Raw genomic sequence first — 24943 nt, 5'->3', positions numbered from 1 at the left:
AATCTTCATGTGACCAGTAGCGAGTAGCGCCAGAAAGAAAAGGATTAATGATGAACCAGACGTACACGCCTAAATTCCAGGAAGAATACAGCGCCAAAATTCCGGCACTGACGTTACTGACCAGCCTCGGCTGGACGTTTTTATCTCCGAAACAGATTATGGATTACCGGGGCTATAAACAGGATGAGGTGGTGCTGCGTCCGGTTCTGCGTGAAGAGCTGTCGAAGCGTTCCTTTATAGCGGGTGGCAAAACCTGCCAGTTATCGGAAAAAGCACTGGATAACCTGATATCACAGGTCTGTTCTCCGGCGCTGAATGAAGGGCTGCTCAAAGCCAATGAGCGGATGTATAACCATCTGCTCTACGGTATCGCCGTCACGGAGTTTGTCGATGGCAAGAAGGTGAACCCCACCATTGCGCTGATCGACTGGGAATATCCGGAAAATAACCAGTTCCATTTTACCGAAGAATTTACGGTATTGCGGTCAGGCGGTGTCGAAACCCGCAGACCGGATATTGTGTGTTTTGTGAATGGTATCCCGCTGGCCGTCATTGAAGCGAAAAGCCCGGCGGGTCACGGCAAGAAAGGGCCAACCATTGACGAAGGGATATCCCAGAGTATCCGCAATCAGCTCAACGACGAAATCCCGCAGCTGTTTGCTTACAGCCAGATATTACTGTCGATTAACGGGCATGACGGGCGCTACGGTACCTGTCATACACCAATGAAATTCTGGGCGGCATGGCGCGAAGAAGATATTACTTACGCGCAGATGTATGCGCTGCGCAACCATAAGTTATCGACTGAACAAATTCATGCGTTGTTTGATCATCGTCCTTCAGCCGATCTCGACTGGTACCAGCAGTTAATCGCCGCCGGTGAACTGGCCGTCAGCGGGCAGGATAAGCTGCTCATCAGCCTGCTTTCACCGGAACGTCTGCTGGAGATGACCCGCTTTTTCACCCTGTTTGATAAAAAGACCGGGAAAATTGTCGCCCGCTATCAGCAGGTGTTCGGGATTAAAAGACTGCTGGAACGCATAAGCACCCGCAGACCGGACGGGGGCAGAGAAGGTGGTGTGATCTGGCATACCACGGGGTCCGGTAAATCGTACACCATGGTGTTCCTCAGTAAGGCGCTGATTCTTCATGACAGCCTGAAGCGGTGTCGCATTGTGGTGGTGACGGACCGTGTCGATCTTGAAGGGCAGCTCAGCAGTACCTTTGCATCCGGCGGCGAGTTGGCCGGGAAAAAAGACAAAGCCAATGCAATGGCGACATCCGGGCAGATGCTGGCGAAACAGATTGGCTCCGGTAAAGAACGCATCATTTTCACCCTAATCCAGAAATTTAATTCAGCGACAAAACTTCCTGAATGCGTCAATACCAGCCCCGATATCATCGTTCTGATTGATGAAGGACACCGTAGCCAGGGTGGTGAGAACCATGTGCGAATGAAACTGGCACTGCCGAACGCCGCCTTTGTGGCATTTACTGGTACGCCATTGCTAAAAGAAGATAAGACCACCAATAAATTCGGACCGATTGTCCACGCTTATACCATGCAGCGAGCGGTAGAAGATAAAGCCGTTACACCTTTGCTGTATGAAGAACGTATTCCCGACCTTGAGGTTAACGATCGGGCAATAGATGCCTGGTTTGATCGTATTACCGATGGGTTAAGCGAAGCGCAAAAAGCCGACCTTAAGCGTAAATATGCCCGTAAAGGTGAGGTTTATAGTGCAGATGATCGCATCCGTCTGATCGCACTCGATATCGCCACGCACTTCTCGAAGAATATTGATGAGGGACTGAAAGGCCAGCTTGCCTGCGACAGCAAGATTTCCGCCATCAAATATAAAAAGTATCTTGATGAAGCCGGGTTGTTTGAGTCAGCTGTAGTTATCAGCCCGCCGGATACCCGGGAAGGGAATACTGAGGTGGATGAAAGCAAACTGCCGGAAGTGACGAAATGGTGGAAGGATAATGTCGGCACGCAGGATGAGTCTGTGTATACCCGTAATGTCATCAGTCGTTTCGATACCGATGAGAAGCTCAAATTGCTGATAGTCGTCGATAAACTGCTCACCGGGTTTGATGAGCCGAAGAATACCGTGCTGTATATCGACAAGCCGCTTAAGTCCCACAACCTTATCCAGGCGATTGCGCGGGTGAACCGACTGCATCCACTAAAAAAGTTCGGTCTGCTGATTGATTATCGCGGTATTCTGGCTGAGCTGGACACGACTATCGGCAAATATCAGGACCTCGCCTCCCGAACGCAGGGAGGATACGACATCAAGGATATTGACGGGCTGTACAGCGCCATGAGCTCTGAATACAAGCGTCTACCGCATCTGTATAACCAGCTGTGGGCCATATTTGCCGGTGTTAAAAACAAAAATGATACTGAGCAGTTACGTGCGGTACTGGTGCCTAAAATGGAAGAACGTGACGGAGAGATGGTCGATATCCATCAGAAAACCCGTGATGATTTCTTCGAGGCGTTAACGGCCTTTGCCGGATGCCTGAAAGTGGCACTGCAGTCCGCTACCTTCTTCACCGACAAGAGCTTTACGGAACAAGACCGAAATCTCTATAAAGAAACCGTAAAACAGATGTCCAGCCTGCGCCAGTGGGCGATGCAGGTAAGTGGAGAGCAGGTCAATTATGACGACTACGCTGAGCAGGTGAAAAAACTGCTGGATAAGCATGTCACCGGCGTTGAAGTTCGTGAACCGGATGGCGTGTATGAAGTCGGTAAAATGGGCAAGAGCGAAAAGCCCGAAGAGTGGGACAACAATAAAACCCGCAATGAAACCGACATCATTAAAACCCGTGTGACAAAGATGATTGAGCAGGAATTGCGTGATGACCCGTATGCTCAGGAGGCATTTTCAAAACTCCTGCGTATGGCTATCGAAGAGGCTGAAAAACTGTTTGACCATCCGCTGAAACAGTACCTTTTGTTCCGTGAATTTGAAGAACAGGTTGAAGCCCGTAAGCTCAGCGATATCCCGGATGCACTGGCGGTAAACAAGCATGCTCAGGCGTATTACGGTGTATTTAAAAAAGAGCTACCTGAGGTTTTTGCGGTAAACGACGTTCAGGTGCAGGATAAGTGGACGAAGCTGGCTTTTGAAGTGGACAACATTATCGTCAAAGCGGTGGCAGAAAACTCCCTGAACCCCCAGGACATTGAGAAAGTCGTTAAGACAAGTCTGCTACCACTGCTGTTTACGGCCTGCCGGGAAATTGGTGCCGGAATGAATCAGGTTAACCGTATTGTTGAAACCATCATCCAGATACTGCGCGTTGGTTTGATGAAATCATGAGTGAAAAAGAATCGCCATCAATGAAAGCGTTACGCATTGTCTATGGTGATGAGGTCATCGTCGTACAGTGTGTTCCGCGTCAGGTCGTAAAGGGCAGGGTGCTCATTAAGGTTTATCCGGACTGCCGGGTTGTGGCCTCTGTACCGCCTGAAACACCGGAGCACGAGGTATTGTCTGCGCTGAAAAAACGTGGGCGCTGGATATACCAGCAACTGCGTGATTTCAGGGAGCAACAGATACACATTGTTCCGCGTCAGTATGTCAGCGGAGAAAGCCATTATTATCTCGGTAAGCAATATCAGTTGAAAGTGACAGAAGACGCTACTGTGCCGCAACGAGTGAAAATGTTGCGTGGGCGTCTGGAAGTGACTGTCAGACACAAATCGGCAGAAAAGATTAAAGCCTTGCTGGCTGAATGGTATCGGGAACGTGCCAGAGATGTTTTTCAGCGCAGGCTTGATTTACTGATTCCGCAGACCCTTTGGGTCAGTGAGCGTCCTCCGATACGTCTGCGGGCGATGCAAACGCAATGGGGCAACTGTTCAGCAAAAGGCTGTCTGACCCTGAATCCATGGCTGGTTAAGGCATCCTCAGAATGTATCGATTATGTTTTGCTACATGAGTTATGCCATGTGGCTGAGCACAACCACAGCGAGGAGTTTTACCGTCTGATGGGGCAGGTTATGCCGGGCTGGGAAAAGGTTAAGAAGCGACTGGATGGTATGGCTGGGATGTTGTTGGCAGATATGTAGTTTCTAACTTATTCCAATGGGCTCATTTGTCGGTGATGCTGCCAACTTACTGATTTAGTGTATGATGGTGTTTTTGAGGTGCTCCAGTGGCTTCTGTTTCTATCAGCTGTCCCTCCCGTTCAGCTACTGACGGGGTGGTGCGTAACGGCAAAAGCACTGCCGGACATCAGCGCTATCTCTGCTCTCACTGCCGTAAAACATGGCAACTGCAGTTCACTTACACCGCTTCTCAACCCGGTACGCACCAGAAAATCATTGATATGGCCATGAATGGCGTTGGATGCCGGGCAACAGCCCGCATTATGGGCGTTGGCCTCAACACGATTTTACGTCACTTAAAAAACTCAGGCCGCAGTCGGTAACCTCGCGCATACAGCCGGGCAGTGACGTCATCGTCTGCGCGGAAACTGCTGGGATAACAGCCCAATGGAGCGCTTCTTCAGGAGTCTGAAGAACGAATGGGTGCCGGCGACGGGCTATGTAAGCTTCAGCGATGCAGCTCACGCAATAACGGACTATATCGTTGGATATTACAGCGCACTAAGACCGCACGAATATAATGGTGGGTTACCGCCAAACGAATCAGAAAACCGATACTGGAAAAACTCTAACGCGGTGGTCAGTTTTTGTTGACCACTTCATACCCCAGGAGGCATGATGGAGAGCATTAATAATCAAGTGCAGTCGGTACGCCAGTTGCTGGCCATTCCCCAACTGGCCATCCCAAGCTATCAGCGACCTTACCGCTGGGGCTCCAAGAATATCTCGGATCTCTTTACCGATTTGGCAACCCATCAGGACAAGAGCGCCTACCGGCTGGGCTCGGTGGTGTTTCATCAGCACACCGATAGTGAGCAGGGCGAGATGCTTGATATCGTCGATGGTCAGCAACGCACCCTGACCCTGATGTTGACTGTCAAGGCGTTGATCGAGGTGCTGGATAACGAAAATCGCAGTGGCAAAGAGAAGAGTATCCGGTTTCAACGTCAGGATCTGCGTGAGCAATTGCAGGTCTTGCGTGGACCTATCGATGCGTTTATGCAGCGCCAGCGCTTCCCCAGCCGGGATTCGGAGTTCAACCTCAGACGCAACTATCTGGAGTTGCGTCGGCTGGTGGCCCGCCCTGAGTTTGACGAGCAGCAAATTGACTTTCTGCTCAACCGCTGTCAGGTGGTCTGCTTTGTACTGCAGGATATCTCGGAGGCGTTCCAGTTCTTCGATTCGCAAAATGCCCGGGGGCGCGATCTGGCTCCTCACGATCTGCTCAAGGCATTTCACCTGCGCGAGTTTGCCGGTCATGAGGCCAATCTCAAGGCCGAGGCGGTCGCCCATTGGGAGCGCCTGCCAAGCGACGAGCTGGCCAATCTGTTCGCCCTCTATCTCTATCGGGTACGCCAGTGGGCCGAGGGCAAGTCGGCCCGCTACTTTGGCAAGGGGGAGGTGGATCTCTTCAAGGGGGTCAACCTAGATCGGGTAGGGCATTATCCTTACGTGGAGTCGCTGCGCATCGCCCACCACTTTGTCGATGAGTACAACAGCCAGTACCAGCGCAAGATTGACGGCCAGTACATGACGTTTCCCTTTCATCTCGACCAGATGATCATCAATGGTCGGCGCTTTTTCGAGATGGCCGAGTACTACCAGACGCGGGTGGCCGCCATCGTGGCCGAGGAGTCTGATTCCGGCAAGGCGCAATCTGCCACCCTGCTCGGCGAAACGCTGACACCGATGGCCAGCAAGGTGCTATCGACCCTGGGCAGCTACGAGCGTCGCCACCGCACCGGGGATCGTTATGTGCGGGCCATGTTCGACTGCGCCCTGATCTTCTATATCGACAAGTTCGGCAGCCAAGGGTTGTCACTGGCCATCGAGAAGTGCTTTATCTGGGCCTATCGCTGCCGCATCCGCCAGCAGGTAGTGCAGTTGGCAACCATGGATAACTATGTGCTGGAGCACAATCTGATCCGTGCCATGCGTGATGCTCGTCTGCCGGGAGATCTGCACGGCTTCCCTTTGCCTAGCATGAGCAGTCGAGAGAACAAGAACAATCGCAATGGTGCCGAAGATGAGCTGGTCGGGCTGTTTCGGGAGATGAAATATTATGAATGATGCAGGCGTTCGCCCCTTTTCCATTCGTGCACTGCTTGAAGATCGCGCCCGCTATCTGGTGCCCATGTACCAGCGCAACTATGCCTGGGGTGAGGGAGAGATCACCCAGCTGCTGCAGGATGTGCTGGATTATCAGCAAAAATTGGTCAGTGGTAAGGGGCCGCAAACCTACTATATCGGCACCCTGGTGGTGTTTGCCCGGGACGATGGCAGTTTCGAGGTAATCGATGGCCAGCAGCGCTTTACTACCCTCTCTCTGCTGGCCAATTGGCTCAAACATCACGCGATAGATTCGGTGGATATGAGCTGGTATCAGACCATCAACCTCGCTTTTGAGAGTCGCCCGATATCGAGCCATACCTTCGAGCGCTTATGGCAGGGTGTTGCCCCCTACGATTTGCGGGGGAGTACCTTCAATGAAGGTTTGGTGAACGGTTTTGAGCTGATTGACAAGGCAATGGCGGATCTTGGTTTGGTAGGGGCTAAACTGACGGCCTTTTGCGACTACCTCTTCAAGCATGTGCAGATCTCTCGTATCGAAGTACCCAAGGATACCGATCTCAATCACTTCTTCGAGGCGATGAACAATCGCGGCGAGCAGTTGGAAAAGCATGAAGTGATCAAGGCGCGGCTGATGGAGACGCTGAACCAGATACCCGAGGAAGAGCATCGTCGCCAAAGTATTCATATCCTGACCCGGGTATGGGATGCCTGCGCCAATATGGAGCGCTATATCCAGTACGGCTTTACCCCGCAAGAGCGCCACCGTCTGTTTGGTGAGAGCGACTGGGGTCAGTTTGTGCCCCGTGATTTTGCCCATCTGCTTGATCTGCTAGGATCCCCAAACACGGCCGACGCTGCCGATAAAAGCCGTGCAGCTGCCGGTAGCCAAGGGCGCACCTTGTTGGCCATTTTGCAGGATGACAAGCTTGATGGTGAGCAGACGGTGGAGGAGGAGAGCGCAGGCTCCGAGCGCTTTAACAGCGTCATCAACTTCTCCAACTTCTTGCTCCATGTGCTGCGACTCGTGAGCCGCGACCCGGGTGATACGGAGGGGGTGCCGCTTGATGATAAACAACTGGTCGATCAGTTTGAGCTGCGAGTGATAAGGCAACCGGATCCAGTAGCGGCAGTTCAGCGTTTTATCTATGGCCTGTTAAAGAGCAAGTATCTGTTTGATCAGTTCATCATCAAGCGCGAGTTTGCCGATGGCAAGGATAGTTGGAGTCTGAAGCGGCTGCACTGGTATTCGGAAAAGAGCGTCAGTTACATCAATACCTTTGACAAGGATGAAAATGAGAATGGTTTCTCTGGTGTTAACCGGCGGGTCCTGATGTTGCTGTCGGCGTTTCATGTGTCGACCCCGACCCTGGTTTACAAACATTGGCTGAATGGTGCACTGAGATATCTGTTCGACAATTGTCACCCTGATCAACCGGTGGATGCCGGGGCTTATCTGTCCTATCTGGAGAGTCAGGCTCGCCGCTTTGTCTTCCAGCGCTTTTTGGCGCCTGGTGAAGGGGCTTCCTATTACCAGATGCTCTACCTTGATAACGCCCTGTTGCCTGCCATCAATGTGGATGAGAGTTGGCACAAGGTGATTACATCCAAACTTCGCTTCGGTCATATCGAGAACAACTTTGTCTTCAACTTCCTCGACTATCTGCTGTGGGTACGAGATCGGAATAGCGACAAAGTTGCTGGCTCCTTTGAGTTCACTTTCCGCAGCTCGGTGGAGCACTTCTCACCCCAGCATCCGATGGATGGCTATAAACCGGTTGAGCAGAGTGCACTCCATTCGTTTGGCAACCTTTGCCTTATCAGCCACAGCAAGAACTCGCGCTTGAGTAACTTCCAGCCGCAACAGAAGCAGGAGCACTTTGAAGCAAGCCTTGCCAATAACCAGACTGATAGTCTTAAATTGCTTGCTATGATTCGGCTGATGAAAGATAAAGGTCGTTGGCTGGAAGATGAGATAGCTGAGCATCAACAAGATATGTTGCAGGTCTTACTATCCAATCAAATTCAGCAATAACGGATTGAATCTGTTTATGAAATTTGGCTGCTATCAACTAATGGGCGTTAAGTTGATTGTATGATCTGATTGATAAAGAAGGGGAGACTAAAAATCTCCTCTTCTTTGCAGCAGTTTACTGCGGTCTTTTTGTGATGCATCAGCATAAAACGTTTTACTTGTGGACCCTAAGAAATGGAGAACATTATGTCGACTGTAGATACCTCTACAGCAGAGGAACTCAATCAAGGAGGCTCAGATTTTATTCTGACTTCCCTCGAGGCTATGCGTAAGAAGTTATTGGACCTTACGTCTCGAAATCGACTTTTGAATTTCCCTATCACTCAAAAAGGGTCTTCACTACGTATTGTTGATGAATTACCAGAACAGCTTTATGAAACCCTTTGCTCGGAAATCCCGATGGAATTTGCTCCTGTGCCCGATCCAACTAGAGCGCAGCTGTTAGAGCATGGCTATCTCAAAGTTGGGCCAGATGGTAAAGATATACAGTTAAGAGCTCATCCTAGCGCTAAGGATTGGGCGCACGTCTTAGGAATCCGTACAGATTTTGATTTACCAGATAGCCATAAAACGGTTGTTTCTGATTCAGATAGAGAGTTGCTGGAAAAAGCCCATCAGTTTATCTTGCAATATGCCCAAGGCCAGAATGGAAAATTAACAGGGATTCGTTCTGAATACGTTAATCAAGGTATAGCTTTGTCAGCGTTGAAGGAGGCGTGCTGCTTAGCAGGCTATGAAGGGCTTGAGGATTTTGAACGACAGGCAAAGGCTGGGAATGAGATTAGTATATCTTCTTCCAATCCCTCTCATGACGATAATCGGATACAGGCTCTGCTTTATCCAAATGAACTGGAAGCTTGTTTGCGCGCCATCTATGGTAAGGCTCAAACTGCTTTGGAGGAGAGTGGCGCCAACATCTTGTATTTGGCGTTAGGGTTCCTTGAGTGGTATGAAAGCGATTCCTCTGAAAAGGCACGTTATGCACCGTTATTTACAATTCCGGTGAGATGTGAACGAGGAAAATTAGATCCGAAGGATGGTCTTTACAAGTTTCAACTTTATTACACGGGTGAAGATATTTTGCCCAATCTCTCTTTGAAGGAAAAACTTCAGGCTGACTTTGGCCTCGCTCTTCCTTTGTTCAATGAAGAGGAAACTCCAGAGTCTTATTTTGCTTCGGTGAAGAAGGTTGTAGAGCAGCACAAACCTAAATGGTCTGTGAAACGTTATGGTGCACTTAGCTTGCTCAATTTTGGCAAGATGATGATGTATCTTGACCTCGATCCTGCCCGCTGGCCTTGTGACAAGCGCAATATATTGTCTCATGAAGTAATTCGTCGCTTTTTCACCAGTCAGAGCTGTGGTCAAGAGATTTCCGGCTTACCTGGTGGCTTCGGTCAGCATGAGTACTGCATCGATAGTTACCCTGATATTCATGACAAGGTTCCACTAATCGATGATGCGGATAGCTCGCAGCACAGTGCGTTGATCGATGCTATCCGTGGTCAAAACTTAGTCATTGAGGGCCCTCCTGGTAGTGGCAAATCACAAACGATCACCAACTTGATTGCAGCAGCTCTGCTCAACGGTAAGAAAGTCCTGTTTGTGGCAGAGAAGATGGCTGCACTGGAGGTCGTCAAACGTCGCTTGGATCGTGCGGGGCTAGGTCAATTTTGCTTAGAGTTGCACAGTCATAAAACTCATAAGCGCAAGGTGCTGGATGATATTAATGCTCGCTTGGTGAGTCAGGCGACCATGCTTACTATGGAAGAGATTGATGCTCAGATTTTGCGTTATGAAGATCTTAAGCAGCAGCTCAATGAATATGCCGCATTGATCAATAACCAATGGGCGCAAACAGGCAAAACGATCCATCAGATTTTGAGTGGTGCAACCCGTTATCGTCACAAATTAGATATTGATGCAACAGCACTTCATATCGAAAACCTTTCCGGGAAGCAGTTGGATAAAGTGACCCAATTACGGCTGCGTGACCAAATAGTAGAGTTTAGCCGCATCTACAAAGAGGTTCGTGAGCAGGTGGGGGCTAATGCAGAAATATATGAGCACCCTTGGAGCGGTGTGAATAACACACAAATTCAATTGTTTGACAGCGCTCGTATAGTCGATTTGCTACAAACTTGGCAGACATCAATTATCGACTTTCAACATAGCTATCAAGAATATGTAGATAAGTGGGCGTTAGAAGGCGAAAGCCTTAATACGCTTCAATATATTGAGCAATTGGTAGAAGATCAGTCGAATCTTCCAGTGTTGTGTGGTTCAGAGCATTTCCCAGCACTTAGTGAGCTAGATTCACTCGATGCCATTGCACGGGTGCGTCACTATTTAGATAGGTTCGAGTTGCTACAAGGTCATTATGTGGCCTTGAGCCAGGTTATCGAGCCTCAAAAGCTACGACTTTTAGAACAAGGACAATCGTGTGACTTTCCTCGTGAAGAGCTGGAAAAATATGGTGCAGCAGAGGATTTCACTTTACGTGATTTGGTCAGGTGGCTTGAATCCATCCAATCAATTCATGATGAGTTATCATCTATTTATGCGCAATTAAACGATTTCAAAAATGCTTTGCCAGATGGTATTGCTTCGTATATCGATGATTCGCAAGCTGGATTGCTATTCTGCTCTGAGTTGTTGTCGATTCTGGGTGCTTTACCGACTGAGCTTATTAGAGTTCGAGATCCTCTTTTTGATGATGATGATATCGATGCAGTATTGCGCGACTTAATGTGTCAAATCGAAACATTGCGTCCTTTAAGAGATGGTCTATCTACTTTGTATCAATTGGACCAGTTGCCTTCCCAAGAGATGCTCGCGCATGCCGTTGCTGTTATCCAGCAAGGGGGATTATTTGCATGGTTTAAGAGTGATTGGCGTAGTGCCAAGGCACTGCTCATGGCGCAATCTCGTAAGCCTGACACTAAGTTTGCTGAGTTAAAACGCTGCTCAGCTGATTTGCTCAAGTATTCGGAGCTGTTACAACGGTTTGAACAAAGTGACTTTGGTAATCAACTTGGTAATGCATTCCGAGGGTTGGACACCGACTGTGAACAACTCATGTTATTGCGTGATTGGTACAAGAAGGTCCGAGCTTGTTACGGGATAGGTTTTGGAAAGCGAGTTGCGATAGGCTCTGGATTATTTAACCTAGATGGTGAGATTATCAAAGGTGTGCATTTAATCGAGAAATCGCAGATTAGCTCAAGATTAATGACTTTGGTTAAACGGGTCGAGCACGAGGCTAAGTTATTACCGCGTATTTCTAGCTTGTTGGAAGAACATGCATCTTGGTTAGGTGAGCAAGGTGTATTGATGCAATCTTACCGACAGGTGCGGAATACTCTCATTGCCTTGCAGGGATGGTTTATCAATCCAGATATATCATTAGAGCAGATGACTCATTCCTCCGAGATTTTGCAAAACATAAACGATCTTCAGATATCCCTTGAAAATGACTCGTTACAGTTAGGGGCGTTTTTACAATTAACCCCATTGGCTTGCGGTGCGTATAAAAATAATCAACTGACGTTAGACACTATTAACGACACGCTGAATTTTGCCGAGCAACTGGTTGATAAGATAAATTGCGTATCCTTGGCTACCCAGATCAGACATTTGGCTAGTGGTAGTGATTACGATTTACTATGTCGTGATGGTGGGGAAATAGTTTCGAAATGGAATGAACAGATTAAAAATGCTGAGTTATATGCGCTAGAAACAAAGTTAGAGCGGAGTCAGTGGCTCAAGTCGACTGATGGTTCTCTTAATACATTAATCGAGCGCAACGAAAGAGCAATACAGCAACCCCGTTGGTTGAACGGGTGGGTTAACTTTATTCGTTGTTACGAGCAGATGCATGAAAATGGATTGCAGCGAATCTGGAGTGCTGTACTTGCGGGCTCGCTCCCGATTGAAAAAGTTGAATTGGGTTTAGCATTAGCAATTCATGACCAGCTGGCGCGGGAGGTTATTCACATCCACCCTGAATTGATGAGAGTTTCCGGCTCACAGCGCAATGCTTTGCAGAAGTCATTTAAAGATTACGACAAAAAACTGATTGAATTACAACGTCAGCGGATTGCAGCAAAAATTGCTTGCCGAAATATACCAGAAGGGAATTCTGGTGGTAAGAAAAGTGAATATACAGAACTAGCTTTGATCAAAAATGAGTTGGGTAAAAAAACCAGACATATTCCAATTAGGCAATTGGTTAACCGTGCATGTAATGCGCTGGTTGCAATTAAACCTTGTTTCATGATGGGGCCAATGTCAGCAGCTCATTACCTAGAACCTGGACGAATGGAATTTGATCTGGTGGTGATGGACGAAGCGTCTCAGGTGAAGCCAGAGGATGCATTGGGTGTCATCGCGAGGGGCAAGCAACTAGTGGTCGTTGGTGACCCGAAACAGCTACCACCAACCAGTTTCTTTGATCGAAGTGCCGACGGAGAAGATGACGATGATGCCGCGGCTTTAAGTGATACTGACAGCATTTTGGATGCTGCTTTGCCACTGTTTCCTATGAGACGTTTGCGTTGGCACTATCGTTCACGACATGAAAAGTTGATTGCATACTCTAACCGCCATTTTTATAACAGTGATTTGGTGATATTCCCTTCCCCAAATGCTGAGTCTCCAGAGTATGGGATTAAATTTACCTATGTGTCAAAAGGTCGGTTCTCCAATCAACACAATATTGAAGAAGCCCAAGCAGTTGCTGAGGCCGTACTTCATCATGCGCAACACCGGCCGGGTGAGTCACTCGGGGTAGTGGCCATGAGTTCCAAGCAACGCGATCAAATTGAGCGCGCTATCGATGAATTGCGCCGAAATCGCCCTGAATTTAACGATGCAATCGATGGCTTATATGCCATGGAAGAGCCACTTTTTGTGAAAAACCTTGAGAACGTTCAAGGGGATGAGCGTGATGTAATCTTTATTTCCTTTACCTATGGACCTTCTGAGCATGGTGGAAAGGTTTATCAACGCTTTGGACCTATCAATTCCGATGTTGGCTGGCGTCGCTTGAATGTGCTTTTCACTCGATCAAAAAAACGGATGCATGTGTTTAGTTCAATGCGTTCTGAAGATGTATTGACGAGTGAAACCAGTAAACTTGGTGTTATTTCGTTGAAAGGTTTTTTACAGTTTGCCGAAAGTGGCAAACTAGATTCCCTCACAACGCATACCGGCAGGGCTCCAGATAGTGACTTTGAGGTTGCTGTAATGGAAGCACTCAATCACGCTGGGTTTGAGTGTGAACCTCAGGTAGGGGTTGCAGGATTCTTTATTGATCTAGCTGTGAAAGATCCAGGTTGTCCTGGCCGTTACTTAATGGGCATAGAGTGTGATGGTGCGGCTTATCACTCAGCTAAATCTGCTCGTGATCGTGACCGTTTGCGTCAAGAGGTTCTGGAGCGTTTGGGTTGGAGAATTAGCCGCATTTGGTCCACTGATTGGTTCAGTAATCCTGATGAGGTTCTATCTCCGATTATCCGTAAACTCCATGAGCTTAAAACATTGGCTCCAGACGTTGTTGTACCTTCCTATGAATATGTCGAAACGATTGAGTCAAGCGCTGAAGTGGCGTCTGACTCAATTGATTCTCTTATGCCCAATTTGGGGCTTAAGGAGCAACTTAAGTATTTTGCCACACATGTCATTGAGGTTGAGCTTCCTAATGTTGATGCTGATCGTCGTTTGTTGCGGCCCGCAATGCTTGAGGCTTTGCTGGAACATCAGCCTTTATCACGTTCCGAGTTTGTTGAACGAATACCTCATTATCTGCGGCAAGCAACAGATGTATACGAAGCGCAACGCTTTCTTGACCGAGTCTTGGCATTAATTGATGGCGCAGAGGCTGAAGCGAATGATGCAGCGTTTGAGTCTGAATTGGCATAATTAGTTAAAGGTAATAAGAACAGTGACAACTGTCGGACAACGTGAACGCGCAACTCAACAGCGCGTAGTCAGGTTTTTTATTGAGGAATTGGGCTATCGTTATCTAGGCGATTGGCACACGCGTCCTAACAACCGTAATGTTGAGCCTGATTTGCTCAGTCATTGGTTGATTGACCGTGGTGTGCCCATATGCTCCCCCTATACTCAAACTATAGGGCAGGATCGTCTACCGGGGTGGGGTCAGTCCAACTATAGGGCAGGATCGTCTACCGGGGTGGGGTCAGTCCATTACTAACTGACAGTTGTACCGAATACTGGGGGCAGGTCAAGCGCTTTAGCTTGTGTGGCAACAACCTCCTTTACAGGACCAGGTAGACGATTACCCTGTGCTGTTTCTGTGCTCAACGCAATCTACGGCTATCCATTTTCTGCCAGTGGTTGCAAAGACGACCATTCAACGTCAGCAAAGTTTCACAATGCACTGCTATGTAACTCATTGATCCTGCGTAGAATTTAAAATCCCTCGGCGTTCGCGCTGTGTGGGTTCAAGTCCCACTCCGGCTACCATGGGAAACAAAGAATAATCAAAGCAATAAGCAGTGTCGTGAAACCACCGAAAGGTGGTTTTTTTGTGCCTCCAGTTTAGCGCGAAGTGAGCGTATCTCATCGTCATCACGATCGTGCTGTGCCCGGATATTTGCTGCCATACCAGAACGTTAAGCCTGACTCTCTAATATCAAGCCCGGAAAGCAGGGCGATTGTCAGCTAACCTGCAACCAATCTTAAACAAACATTTCACTCGCCAGACACAGGTTGCCGCCGCTGATAAACTGGTTGGTATCCACCCTGGAGAGCGGAAGGTTATTGTCATGCAATATGAAGAACAGCAGCTTATCAACGGCCTTTTCGAGCGTCTTAAACAGGCCGAACAACAAAACAGCCAACGGGATGCAGATGCAGAGCGTCAGATCGCTGAATTTGTCAGACAGCAGCCTGCGGCCCCCTACTATATGGCGCAGTCGATTTTGATTCAGGAAGCGGCGCTGAAACGCCTGCAGGCCCGGGTTCAGGAGCTTGAAAGCGAATTAGCCGCGCAAAAAAGCAAACCCTCGACGGGCGGCAGCTTCCTCGGCGGCCTGTTTGGTGGCGGGAAAAGTAACCCGCAGCCTGACAACAGCTGGAATGCCCAGCCGCAACAGCCGCCTGCGCAGGATTACTCTCGGGCGCCAGCGCCTGCTACTCGCGGCGGCGGTTTTATGGCTGGCGCGCTCCAGACAGCGGCTGGCGTGGCCGGTGGCATCGCGCTTGCTGAGATGCTTACCAGCATGTTCCATCAGTCGCGGCCGGAAGAGATCGTGAACATCATCGAAGAGCCGACAATGCCCGTCGGTGGTGAACCGTTTGTCGGTAATCAATACGGCGATGTTAATAACGTCTCTGACACCCGTTTCCTCAACCAGAACGATCCGTTCGGCAGTAATAACGACGTCTGGCAGAACGACGATGTAGATGACGACTACAGCAATGACGACGATAGTTTTATTTAACGACGTTATCGTGTCACCATCGAAATGAAGTTAACCCTGAAAGTTGGGTATCCAACTTTCGGGGTTTTGCTTTTCCGGGTCAAAAAAGCCTTCGAGGCTAAGCCTGAAGGCTCATAAATCACATTCTTTTTACTGCTTTTCTTACTAACAAACCTGTAAGAATTGCCGGAAGCAATCCAAACAAAGAGGCGATATCGACTAACGTATCCTCCAGTTCTTCTATCCCGTATGTCCCGAAATGGTCCATCACGGCATAAGCCCATTCGACAGGTGTCACATCACACCCCGCCCAAATACGCCTTCCTCACCTCCTGATTCCCCAGCAATTCCTCACCGCTGCCGCTCAGCCGGATCTGTCCGTTCACCATCACATACCCGCGGTCAGACAGCTTCAACGCATGGTGCGCATTCTGCTCCACCAGAAAAATGGTCATACCGCTGCGGGCCAGCTCGCGCAGCGTCTGGAAGATCTGCTTCACCACAATCGGGGCTAAGCCCAGGCTGGGCTCATCCAGCAGCAGCAGCTTTGGACGGCTCATCAGCGCCCGGGCGATCGCCAGCATCTGCTGTTCCCCGCCGGACATGGTCATCGCGCGCTGTTTACGTCGCTCTTTAAGGCGAGGGAAAAGGTCGAACATGGTTTGCATATCCTCAGCGGCAAACTGGTTGCCGATGGGGATGGTCCCCATCAGCAGGTTCTCTTCAACGGTCATATCCGGGAAGATACGTCTGCCTTCCGGTGCCTGCGCAATGCCGCCGGACGCAACATAGTGGGTGGATTGATGGCTGATGTCTTCACCACAGAACAGGATCTGCCCGCTGCGGATACGGGGCTGGCCGAAGATGGACATCAGCAATGTCGATTTACCCGCACCGTTTGCGCCAATCAGCGCCACGGTTTCCCCCTTATTCACCTCAAGAGAGACCTGCTTCAGCGCCTGAATGACGCCGTAAAACACATCCACCTCGCGAAAAGCCAGCAGCGGTTCGCTCATAGGGAGACCTCGCTTTCATCCGTGCCCAGATAGGCGGCAATGACCTTTTCATCATGCTGGATCTGCTCGGGTTTCCCCCTGGCAATCACATCGCCGTGGTCGAGCACGATAATGTCGTCCGAAATCTCCATCACCATCCCCATATCATGCTCAATCAGCAATACCGTGATGTCGTGATGATCCCGCAGAAAGCGAATAATGCCGCTCAGCTTGTGCGTTTCAACCGGGTTAAGCCCAGCGGCGGGTTCATCCAGACAGATCATTTCCGGCCCGGTACACATTGCCCGCGCGATTTCCAGTCGCCGCTGCTGGCCATATGACATCTCTCCCGCCAGGCGATTGGCGCACTCCACCAGATCCACCACTTCCAGCCAGTAGAAGGCTCTGTCCAGGGCGTCGCTTTCCGCCCGCCGGTATGCCGGCGTATTTAAGATCCCGGCGAGCAGATTACGGTTAACGCGCATATGCTGCGCGACCAGCAGGTTTTCCACGACCGACATCTCGCGAAAAAGACGGATATTTTGAAACGTGCGCGCCAGCCCGGCACGGTTGACCAGGTGGGTTCCGCCGAACATTTTGTAGAAAAGACGCTGCCCGAACTGCGCGGGGTTAATCCAGTCGCCGGGCTGGAATTTTTGCCCGAGGACCTGAATCACGTTGGTCGTTTTATGGCGGGTATTAAACAAAATGTTGCCGCCGGATGCTCTGTAGAAGCCCGTCAGGCAGTTAAACACGGTTGTTTTTCCCGCCCCGTTGGGGCCAATCAGGGCGGTAATGGAGCCGCGCTGCACGTCCAGGTTGACGTCGTTTAGCGCCTTAATCCCGCCAAAATGCATCATCAGATGCTCAACGCGTAATATCGTTTCGTTCATGGTGCGACGCCCTTACGCACGGCAAACCCGCTGCGGTTAATGCGGATCAAACCGCGTGGACGCCAGATCATCATCACCACCATCAGCATGCCGAACAGCAGGACGCGGTACTCGGCAAAACTGCGCAGCAGCTCCGGCGTGACCGTGAGCACAAAGGCGGCCAGCACCACGCCAAGCGTCGAGCCCATCCCGCCCAGCACCACAATGGCGAGGATCAATGCCGATTCAAAGAAGGTAAAGGAGGTCGGATTCACGAACCCCTGATAGGTGGCGAAGAATACCCCGGCAATGCCTGCGGTGGACGCGCCCAGCGTAAAGGCGGAAAGCTTAACCAGAACATGATTCAACCCCATTGAGCGGCAGGCAATTTCGTCTTCGCGCAGGGCTTCCCACGCCCGACCAATCGGCATGCGCGTCAGGCGGTGCTTGATATAAAGCACCAGCATCACCACCAGAAACAGCACCGCGTAGATAAAGATAAATTTCATGTTCGGGTTGTAGGTCAGGTGGAAAAACTCGTGGAAGGGCACGCCGCCTTCTTTTGCGCGTCGCCCAAACTCAAGACCGAAAAAGGTGGGGGGAGGGGCAGACACGCCGTTGGGGCCGCCGGTGAAGGTCAGCCAGTTGTTCAGTATCAGGCGAATGATCTCCCCGAAGCCGAGGGTGACGATGGCCAGATAGTCACCGTGCATGCGCAGTACCGGGAAGCCGAGCAGGGCACCTGCGGCAGCGGCCATGATTGCCGCGAGCGGCAGCATGCTCCAGAAGCCCAGGCCGAGATACTGGTATCCCAGCGCCAGGCCGTACGCACCAATCGCATAGAACGCGACATACCCCAGATCCAGCAGACCGGCCAGGCCCACGACGATATTCAGCCCCAGACCGAGAAGCACGTAGATCAGCCCGAGGATGGCGACGGTCAGCACATATTTAGTGGCGACAAACGGAAAGCAAATCGCAAGGGTAATCACCAGGGGAATGATCCAGCGCATGCGGCTTTTGTAATCCGGTGGCCGGACATAAACGCCCGCGCTGTCGGCCTCGAAGCGCGCCTGGAAGCGGGCCCCGGCAGCGGTACCTAAAAAAGCGCTCAGCAGAAAACGCCCCGCCATGACAATGCCCACCATCCAGGCCAGGCGCTGCCCGGCGAAGGTAAAGCTATACCCGTCCAGCACCACGCCCGCGATAGGGCCGAAGATAATCAGCGCAATCAGCCCGGAAAAAATTGAATCCAGAATGCTGCGTTTAAGTGAAAAACCGTGTGATGTCATCGTTCTCTCCCTCACACTTTGGCCACAATCGGGCGCCCGAGCAGCCCCTGAGGGCGGAAAATCAGGATCATCACCAGCAGGCCAAACGAGAAGACGTCTTTATAGTCCGAGTTCACCATGCCCGAGAACTGCGCTTCCGCCACGCCCAGGATAAGGCCACCGAGCATGGCGCCGGGGAGGGAACCGATGCCGCCCAGTACCGCCGCCGTGAAGGCTTTAATGCCGATCACGAACCCGACGTAGAAATCAAAGGTGCCGTAATTCATGGTGATCAGTACCCCCGCCAGGCCCGCCATCGCCGCGCCGATGACGAAGACCAGCGAAATAATCCGGTCGGTGTTAATCCCCAGAATGGAGGCCATTTTGCGATCCTGCTGCACCGCACGGCACATCCGCCCCAGCCGGGTACGGTTGATTATCCAGGTGAGCACCAGCATGCCGGCAAACGAGGCCACCAGGATAAACACTTTGGTGTAGGTTATCTGCACGAACCCTTCGCCCAGATGCAGGCGAATCACGCCGTCCAGCATGGTTGGCACCCCTTGCTGGCGCGGGCCCTGGCTCAGCTGCGCGTAGTTTTGCAGGATAAGCGATATCCCGATGGCGGAGATCAGCGGTGCCAGGCGCGTGGAGTTGCGCAGCGGCTTATAGGCGATACGCTCGATGGTCCAGCCGTACACCCCGGTGACCACAATGGTGAACACCAGCGTGCCGAGGATCAGCAGCGGGAAGGACTGCAGGCCGAAGAATGAGAGCAGCGCCAGGCCAATGGCGCAGAGATAGGCGGAAATCATATACACTTCGCCGTGGGCGAAATTAATCATGCCGATAATGCCGTACACCATGGTGTAGCCGATGGCGATCAGGCCGTAGACGGAACCCAGCGTTAAGCCATTGATTAACTGTTGCAGGAAGAATGTACTCATTTTAGCGCGCTCGTTTTATAGGCTGCGCGAGCCGCGCAGCCTGATGTTTATTACGCGCCGACGGGCGAGCCCATCGACGTTGAGCGTGACTCCGTCCCGTTATTCCACTTCCTTATATTTTCCTTTGTCGTCCCACTGGTAAACCACGTAGTCAGAGACTTTCAGATCGCCTTTGCTGTCCCAGGCTTTTTTGCCCATCACCGTGTCGACGGAATTGGCCTTCAGCCACTCGCTGGCTTTGGCAGAGTCCTTGCCGCCGGTGGCCTTGAAGGCGGCGGCAATCGCCTGTACCGAGGCGTAGGAGTACAGGGTGTAACCTTCCGGCTCGAATTTACCGGCGCGGAATTTCTCGATTACCGCTTTGCCGTCCGGGATCAGGCGCGGATCTTTACCGAAGGTCATGTAAATGCCATTGGTATATTGCGGGCCGCCCGCCGCGGTCACCATCTCTTCGTTGACGATACAGTCCCCGGAGAAGAATTTCGCCTGCACGCCCTGCTCACGCATCTGGCGAACCAGCGGGCCGGCTTCCGGATGACAGCCACCGAAGAACACGACGTCCGGTTTTTGCGCGCCGATCTTAGTGACCAGCGCGTTAAAGTCTTTTTCACCGCGGGATAACCCCTCGTACATCACATCCTGAACCCCGCGTTTCGCCAGCGCCGCTTTGGTGGCGTCAGCCAGGCCCTGACCATAGGTGTCTTTATCGTGAATAATCACCACCCGTTTGGCTTTCAGCTTGTCGATGATGAAGTCGCTGGCCACCTGGCCCTGCTGGTCATCGCGGCCGCACATGCGGAACATGTCGCTCATGCCGCGTTCGGTAATCAGCGGGTTGGTTGAACCGGGGGTAATAGCGATGATCCCCGCATCGCTGTAAACCTCGGAGGCGGGCATGGTGGAAGAGGAGCAGAAATGACCGACCACGGCGTTGACTTTATCCTGGTCGACTAAGCGGTTGGCCACCGCCACCGCCTGCTTAGGCTCGCAGGCGTCATCCCCCTGAACCAGTTTGATCTTCTCGCCGTTAATGCCGCCGGCGGCGTTAATGTCTTCAGCGGCCTGCGTTGCGCCGTGCCAGTACTGATCGCCATAGGTGGCATTAGGACCCGTGAACGGCCCGGCCACGCCAATCACGATATCTGCCCTGGCGGAAAACGCCGTCACCAGGCAACCGGCCAACACGAGAGAAAGCGGAGTTCTGATAAATTTCAGCGACATTATTATGTTCCTTAGCAAAGAGGTTTTTGCACCACGGCGTAAACCCGAACGCCCGACGGCGCAGCCAATCCGAAACACGAACAAGAACAAAATGCACTAAACGAACAAGATACAGACGGCATCCTGCATATACGGCGAGGTTTCCCTGCGCAGCGTCGCGCGAAGAACATTAAGCAAAAACGTTGCCAGAATGGTTAACCCATTGACGGGCCTGTGACATGTTTGAGTATAGAGCGCCGCGTTATGCCGCCTTGCGGGAGGAGAAGAAATTACAGCGGAGATCACATATCGTTAACAATAAAGCCCATAAGTTGTGCAAAGGTCACGATTTGCACGTTTTTGCAGCAATAAAGACCTAAACTTCAGCCCGGAGAGGCGTGAGATATGTGTTAGGATCGTTTCCTTTTTATCAGGAGTGTCAGCGATGACTGAAGGCCCATTAAATGAAAGCGAAATGGCGTGGCTTGAAGAGACGTTAATCTCTTACGGTCATGACGATGCGTCCGTGCTTGACGTGTCTGAACTGGACGGCATGTTTACCGCAGTGCTTTCCGGTCCTGTTGTCGTTGAGCCAGATACCTGGCTGGTGGCGGTGTGGGGTGGCGAGAAATACATTCCGCGCTGGAAAAACGATCGCGAGATGAACCGTTTTATCGATCTTTGCTTTAAGCATATGAACGATATTGCCGAGCGCCTGAGCGAATATCCGGACCAGTTTGAACCGATGTTTGGCTATAACGACATTGACTGTGAGAGCTATACCGTGGTGGAAGAGTGGTGCTACGGCTACATGCGCGGCGTGGCGCTGACGGACTGGTCAGCCTTGCCGGACGAGCTGAAGGCCGATCTGGATGTGATTGCGCTGCACGGTAGCGAAGAGATCGGCGACCAGCTGGATGAATTGACCGAAGAAGAATATACCGCCAGCATTGAACGTATTCAGCCTGCGGCGCTGCGCTTGTATAACTACTGGGTGAACAATCCGCAGCAGCCGGAGGTGAAGAAGCCGATGGTGAACGGCACGAAGGTTGGGCGTAACGATCCGTGTCCTTGCGGCAGCGGGAAGAAGTTCAAGAGCTGCTGTTTGCACTGATAAAAAAGGGGCTGATGACAGCCCCTTTTTTTATTAACCCACTTCCGGCAGCATCCCGGCTGCAATCAGTACCTGCACCAGAATAATCACCACCCCACAGCCAAACACAATGCACAGCAGCGGTTTTCCGCCCGCCACGCGATACCCTTGCTGCGGATGCTGCTGGCGGCTTTTCCATGCCAGCAGGGAAGGGAGGAGGAGGGCAAGGATCGACAGCGCCACCCCTGCGTACCCCAGCGCCATCACAAATCCGCGCGGATAAAACAGCGCGAACGCCAGCGGCGGCAGGAAGGTGATTGCGCCCGTCTGTAACCGTCCGGCCGCGGTATTGCGGCGCTGGAACAGATCGGCCAGATAATCAAACAGGCCGAGCGCCACGCCCAGAAACGAGGTTGCCAGCGCCAGGTCGGCAAAGAGGTGTACCGCCAGCTCCACGTGCGGGGAGGTGACGACCTCGCGCAGCGCCAGCAGAAAACCGTTCAGGCCTGCGTGCTGTGCCATCAGGCCAATAAAGGTTGAAGAGTCGATGCTGCCCAGGGTCACCAGCTGCCAGAAAATGTAGGCAATCAGCGGGATCGCGCTGCCGATAACAAAGACGCGGCGTAGCTTGCGAATATCGCCGTTCATATAGCTGACGATGCTCGGCACGCTGCCGTGGAAGCCAAACGAGGTGAAAATGACCGGGATGGCGGAAAGCGCCAGCCCTTTTTCCAGCGGCAGCGTCAGCAGGTTGACCTTGTGCACGTGCGGTGCCAGCAGGACCAGCATGACAATCAGGAACAGAATTTTGGCGCTGAACAGGAAACGGTTAAACAGATCCACCAGCGACGTTCCCACGCAGACCACGCCGCCGCCGATGAGCGCAAAGAAGATGGCGCCCGTCGCCGGGGTAATGTCAGAGCCAAACCAGTCGTTAACGCTTGAGGCGATCAGCTCCCCGGCCCCGCTGATGTAGGCGGCGGTCAGGGCGTACATCAGGAACATCATGCTGAAGCCGGTTATCCACTGGCCGTAGCGTCCCAGGTAGCGCGCCGCGAGGGAACCCAGACCGGTATCGGCGGGTACATGCTGGTAAACCTCAAGCAACAGCAGGGCGGTGTAGCACATCAGCGCCCAGAGCGTTCCCAGCAGCAGCAGGGTCATGCTAAATCCAACGCCCGCGGCTGCCAGAGGCATTGCCAGCATTCCTGCGCCAATCGTCGTTCCGGCGACGATAAAAATACTTCCCAGAGTTCTGTTTTTCACGCTTTCCTCTACAACGCCTCTTAACCGCGACAAAATCTGCGGCGCAGAGTAAGGGAAAAGCCGTAACTCGTCAAATCACCGTTACAAGAAGTGTAATGAATGTTTTACACATTATTGTTCCTCTGACCCTTTATAGGCTTACGCCTACTACATGAGGGCAATGTTGCTGAGCAACATTTCGGCGTAACGTAAACAATAAATATAAATTATCAAATAAAGTGAGGATTTTATGGCGGGGGAGAATCCTTTTACCGCGGCATGGAGCCGTGGAGGCAACCTGTTGTGCCATGGCCACTGGATAATCCACTGGCAGAACCAGCCCCTGATACTTCCGGAGTCCCGCCGCGAAAAAGATATGGGCACCTGGGGAATCTATTCGGTTATTGATCCTGAGGATGAGACCTTTGCACAAGGCTTACAGGAAGATGAGTGGATCATAGCGAATGTCGACTGGTTGACGGATATGTTTTTCGAGATGGGTATTGCGCTGGAGACGGCCAGCTACCGCTATTTTTACCGGGCCGTGAATCCTCACGACTGGCGCTGCACCAGCTGCGCTGGGTGTATGTAAATTAACGCGGTGCAGGGAACCCGCACCGCGCTGAAATTAATTCTGCGTATCCAGCGTGGAAAGTTCTTTATCAATAAAGTAAAGACCTTCGCCTGATTTCCCCACCAGAGATAATTTATCCAGCACGGATTTAAACAGCTTCTCTTCTTCATGCTGTTCGGCGACATACCACTGCAGGAAATTGAAGGTTGGATAATCCTGGCTGGTCATCGCGGCATGAACCAGTTCGTTAATTTTCTGGGTGATCAGCTGCTCGTGCTCGTAGGTGGCGCGGAACAGTTCATCGAGAGAATTATATTCAGCAAATGGGGATGCCACGGTTTCAATGCGCGGCAGGCTGCCGGTATCCGTCAGATAATCAAACAGACGCTGCATGTGGGTCATCTCTTCCTGCGCGTGACGACGCAGAAACGCGGCAGCGCCTTCGAAGCTGTGATAGCTGCACCAGGCGCTCATCTGCTGGTAGAGAAGGGATGAATACAGCTCAAGATTCATTTGTGCGTTGAGCTTGTCGATCATTTCAGTTTTCAGCATGGTGGCGCTCCGGGTTATTATTTCTGGTTCACAATGAGCGACACTATAATTTGTTATTTAATTATTTGCAAAAAGTAAAATATTTATTTTATTTATTTAAAATACGAATGGGAATAAAACGCATTGGCGATTTTATCATTTATTAATGAGAATTGTTTTTGTTCGTAATGAAATAAACTGCCAGCCTGCGCTGGCAGTCTGGATTAATACCACGGATTGTTTGACTTAGGGTTCACGGCATAACCCATACATTTATACTGGATAGTCACGCTCTCGTTCAGACACAACGAGCCGCTAATGAGGGTGCAGGTTTTAATGGGCTGACCATAGGCTGAGGCCGTGGCGTACCCCATGCTCTGACACGCTTTTGCCGCCGTACCGTTATTCACATACTCATCGGAGGTAATGACTCCAACTTATTGATAGTGTTTTATGTTCAGATAATGCCCGATGACTTTGTCATGCAACTCCACCGATTTTGAGAACGACAGCGACTTCCGTCCCAGCCGTGCCAG

At 51.2% G+C, this 24943-nt stretch carries 17 protein-coding genes and 4 pseudogenes; 10 read left to right on the top strand and 11 right to left on the bottom strand.

All coding sequences use genetic code 11. The features are described from left to right. Nucleotides 1–50 precede the first annotated feature (50 nt). The 7 genes and pseudogenes from FHC48_RS15070 (at nucleotide 51) to hhe (ending at nucleotide 14153) form a co-directional block, all read left to right on the top strand. Entirely contained in the window at nucleotides 51–3335 is a 3285-nt protein-coding gene (locus FHC48_RS15070) for a type I restriction endonuclease subunit R (RefSeq protein WP_220420547.1), read from the top strand. Then, on the top strand, nucleotides 3332–4087 hold the full coding sequence (locus tag FHC48_RS15065; RefSeq protein ID WP_001290573.1) for a M48 family metallopeptidase: 756 nt from the start codon (nucleotides 3332–3334) through the stop codon (nucleotides 4085–4087). The genes FHC48_RS15070 and FHC48_RS15065 overlap by 4 nt, the downstream gene beginning before the upstream one ends. Before the next feature lie 86 nt (nucleotides 4088–4173). Continuing rightward, nucleotides 4174–4517, top strand: a pseudogene (locus FHC48_RS15060) (IS1-like element transposase); the annotation flags it as partial. Further along, a pseudogene (locus tag FHC48_RS15055) lies at nucleotides 4487–4720 on the top strand (integrase core domain-containing protein); the annotation flags it as partial. The pseudogenes FHC48_RS15060 and FHC48_RS15055, both read left to right, overlap by 31 nt. A 24-nt stretch (nucleotides 4721–4744) precedes the next feature. Then, the gene (locus FHC48_RS15050; protein ID WP_220420546.1) at nucleotides 4745–6196 is read left to right on the top strand and encodes a DUF262 domain-containing protein; all 1452 of its coding nucleotides are present in this window, start codon (nucleotides 4745–4747) and stop codon (nucleotides 6194–6196) included. Then, nucleotides 6189–8231, top strand: a complete 2043-nt coding sequence (locus FHC48_RS15045; protein ID WP_032172693.1) for a DUF262 domain-containing protein — start codon at nucleotides 6189–6191, stop codon at nucleotides 8229–8231. The genes FHC48_RS15050 and FHC48_RS15045 overlap by 8 nt, the downstream gene beginning before the upstream one ends. 186 nt (nucleotides 8232–8417) lie before the next feature. Next, nucleotides 8418–14153, top strand: a complete 5736-nt coding sequence (hhe, locus tag FHC48_RS15040; protein WP_220420540.1) for a DUF4011 domain-containing anti-phage protein Hhe — start codon at nucleotides 8418–8420, stop codon at nucleotides 14151–14153. Between the two features lie 493 nt (nucleotides 14154–14646). On the opposite strand, the pseudogene FHC48_RS23490 reads toward hhe, so the two are convergent. Further along, nucleotides 14647–14871: pseudogene (locus FHC48_RS23490) on the bottom strand (hypothetical protein); the annotation flags it as partial. A gap of 151 nt (nucleotides 14872–15022) precedes the next feature. Between FHC48_RS23490 and FHC48_RS15035 the strand changes: the two are divergent. Then, entirely contained in the window at nucleotides 15023–15700 is a 678-nt protein-coding gene (locus FHC48_RS15035) for a DUF2076 domain-containing protein (protein ID WP_059362290.1), read from the top strand. Nucleotides 15701–15818: 118 nt separating this feature from the next. Here the strand turns inward: FHC48_RS15035 and FHC48_RS15030 are convergent, their stop codons facing one another. The 6 genes from FHC48_RS15030 to FHC48_RS15005 all read right to left on the bottom strand — a co-directional run bounded on the left by FHC48_RS15030 (nucleotide 15819) and on the right by FHC48_RS15005 (nucleotide 20985). Beyond that, on the bottom strand, nucleotides 15819–15977 hold the full coding sequence (locus FHC48_RS15030; protein ID WP_167824572.1) for a hypothetical protein: 159 nt from the start codon (nucleotides 15975–15977) through the stop codon (nucleotides 15819–15821). A gap of 1 nt (nucleotide 15978) precedes the next feature. After that, nucleotides 15979–16695 carry an ABC transporter ATP-binding protein gene (locus tag FHC48_RS15025; RefSeq protein ID WP_008500393.1) on the bottom strand — a complete coding sequence of 239 codons (717 nt, stop codon included), beginning with the start codon at nucleotides 16693–16695 and terminating at the stop codon, nucleotides 15979–15981. After that, nucleotides 16692–17567, bottom strand: a complete 876-nt coding sequence (locus FHC48_RS15020) for an ATP-binding cassette domain-containing protein (RefSeq protein WP_046092823.1) — start codon at nucleotides 17565–17567, stop codon at nucleotides 16692–16694. The genes FHC48_RS15025 and FHC48_RS15020 overlap by 4 nt, the downstream gene beginning before the upstream one ends. Beyond that, on the bottom strand, nucleotides 17564–18838 hold the full coding sequence (gene livM, locus FHC48_RS15015; protein WP_059362287.1) for a high-affinity branched-chain amino acid ABC transporter permease LivM: 1275 nt from the start codon (nucleotides 18836–18838) through the stop codon (nucleotides 17564–17566). Before livM ends, FHC48_RS15020 begins: the two co-directional genes overlap by 4 nt. An 11-nt stretch (nucleotides 18839–18849) precedes the next feature. Continuing rightward, the gene (locus FHC48_RS15010) at nucleotides 18850–19764 is read right to left on the bottom strand and encodes an ABC transporter permease subunit (protein ID WP_008500397.1); all 915 of its coding nucleotides are present in this window, start codon (nucleotides 19762–19764) and stop codon (nucleotides 18850–18852) included. Between the two features lie 99 nt (nucleotides 19765–19863). Next, nucleotides 19864–20985: a branched-chain amino acid ABC transporter substrate-binding protein gene (locus FHC48_RS15005; protein ID WP_008500398.1), complete on the bottom strand. Its 1122-nt coding sequence runs from the start codon at nucleotides 20983–20985 to the stop codon at nucleotides 19864–19866. A 424-nt stretch (nucleotides 20986–21409) separates the two neighbouring features. Here FHC48_RS15005 and FHC48_RS15000 point away from each other — a divergent pair, with 424 nt between their 5' ends. Continuing rightward, nucleotides 21410–22078 (top strand): YecA family protein, encoded by a 669-nt coding sequence (locus FHC48_RS15000; protein WP_059362284.1) that lies wholly within the window; start codon nucleotides 21410–21412, stop codon nucleotides 22076–22078. Nucleotides 22079–22111: 33 nt separating this feature from the next. On the opposite strand, the gene tyrP is transcribed toward FHC48_RS15000, so the two are convergent. Next, entirely contained in the window at nucleotides 22112–23323 is a 1212-nt protein-coding gene (tyrP, locus tag FHC48_RS14995; protein ID WP_059362281.1) for a tyrosine transporter TyrP, read from the bottom strand. A gap of 229 nt (nucleotides 23324–23552) precedes the next feature. Here tyrP and FHC48_RS14990 point away from each other — a divergent pair, with 229 nt between their 5' ends. After that, a complete protein-coding gene (locus FHC48_RS14990) occupies nucleotides 23553–23894 on the top strand; it encodes a hypothetical protein (protein WP_059362278.1) in 342 nt (113 codons plus the stop codon). Nucleotides 23895–23930: 36 nt separating this feature from the next. Here the strand turns inward: FHC48_RS14990 and ftnA are convergent, their stop codons facing one another. The 3 genes and pseudogenes from ftnA to FHC48_RS14975 all read right to left on the bottom strand — a co-directional run. Continuing rightward, nucleotides 23931–24428: a non-heme ferritin gene (ftnA, locus tag FHC48_RS14985; RefSeq protein ID WP_008500403.1), complete on the bottom strand. Its 498-nt coding sequence runs from the start codon at nucleotides 24426–24428 to the stop codon at nucleotides 23931–23933. A 203-nt stretch (nucleotides 24429–24631) separates the two neighbouring features. After that, nucleotides 24632–24829, bottom strand: a pseudogene (gene yecR, locus FHC48_RS14980) (YecR family lipoprotein); the annotation flags it as partial. A 15-nt stretch (nucleotides 24830–24844) separates the two neighbouring features. Further along, nucleotides 24845–24943: IS1 family transposase (locus tag FHC48_RS14975; RefSeq protein ID WP_000641146.1), on the bottom strand; the 99-nt coding region annotated here is incomplete at its 5' end.

The sequence above is a fragment of the Enterobacter sp. EC_50 genome, assembly GCF_019584525.1.
Taxonomy (GTDB): domain Bacteria; phylum Pseudomonadota; class Gammaproteobacteria; order Enterobacterales; family Enterobacteriaceae; genus Enterobacter; species Enterobacter roggenkampii.
Note: the sequence above shows the minus strand (reverse complement) of the source record. Positions and strands in the feature narration are given on the sequence as shown.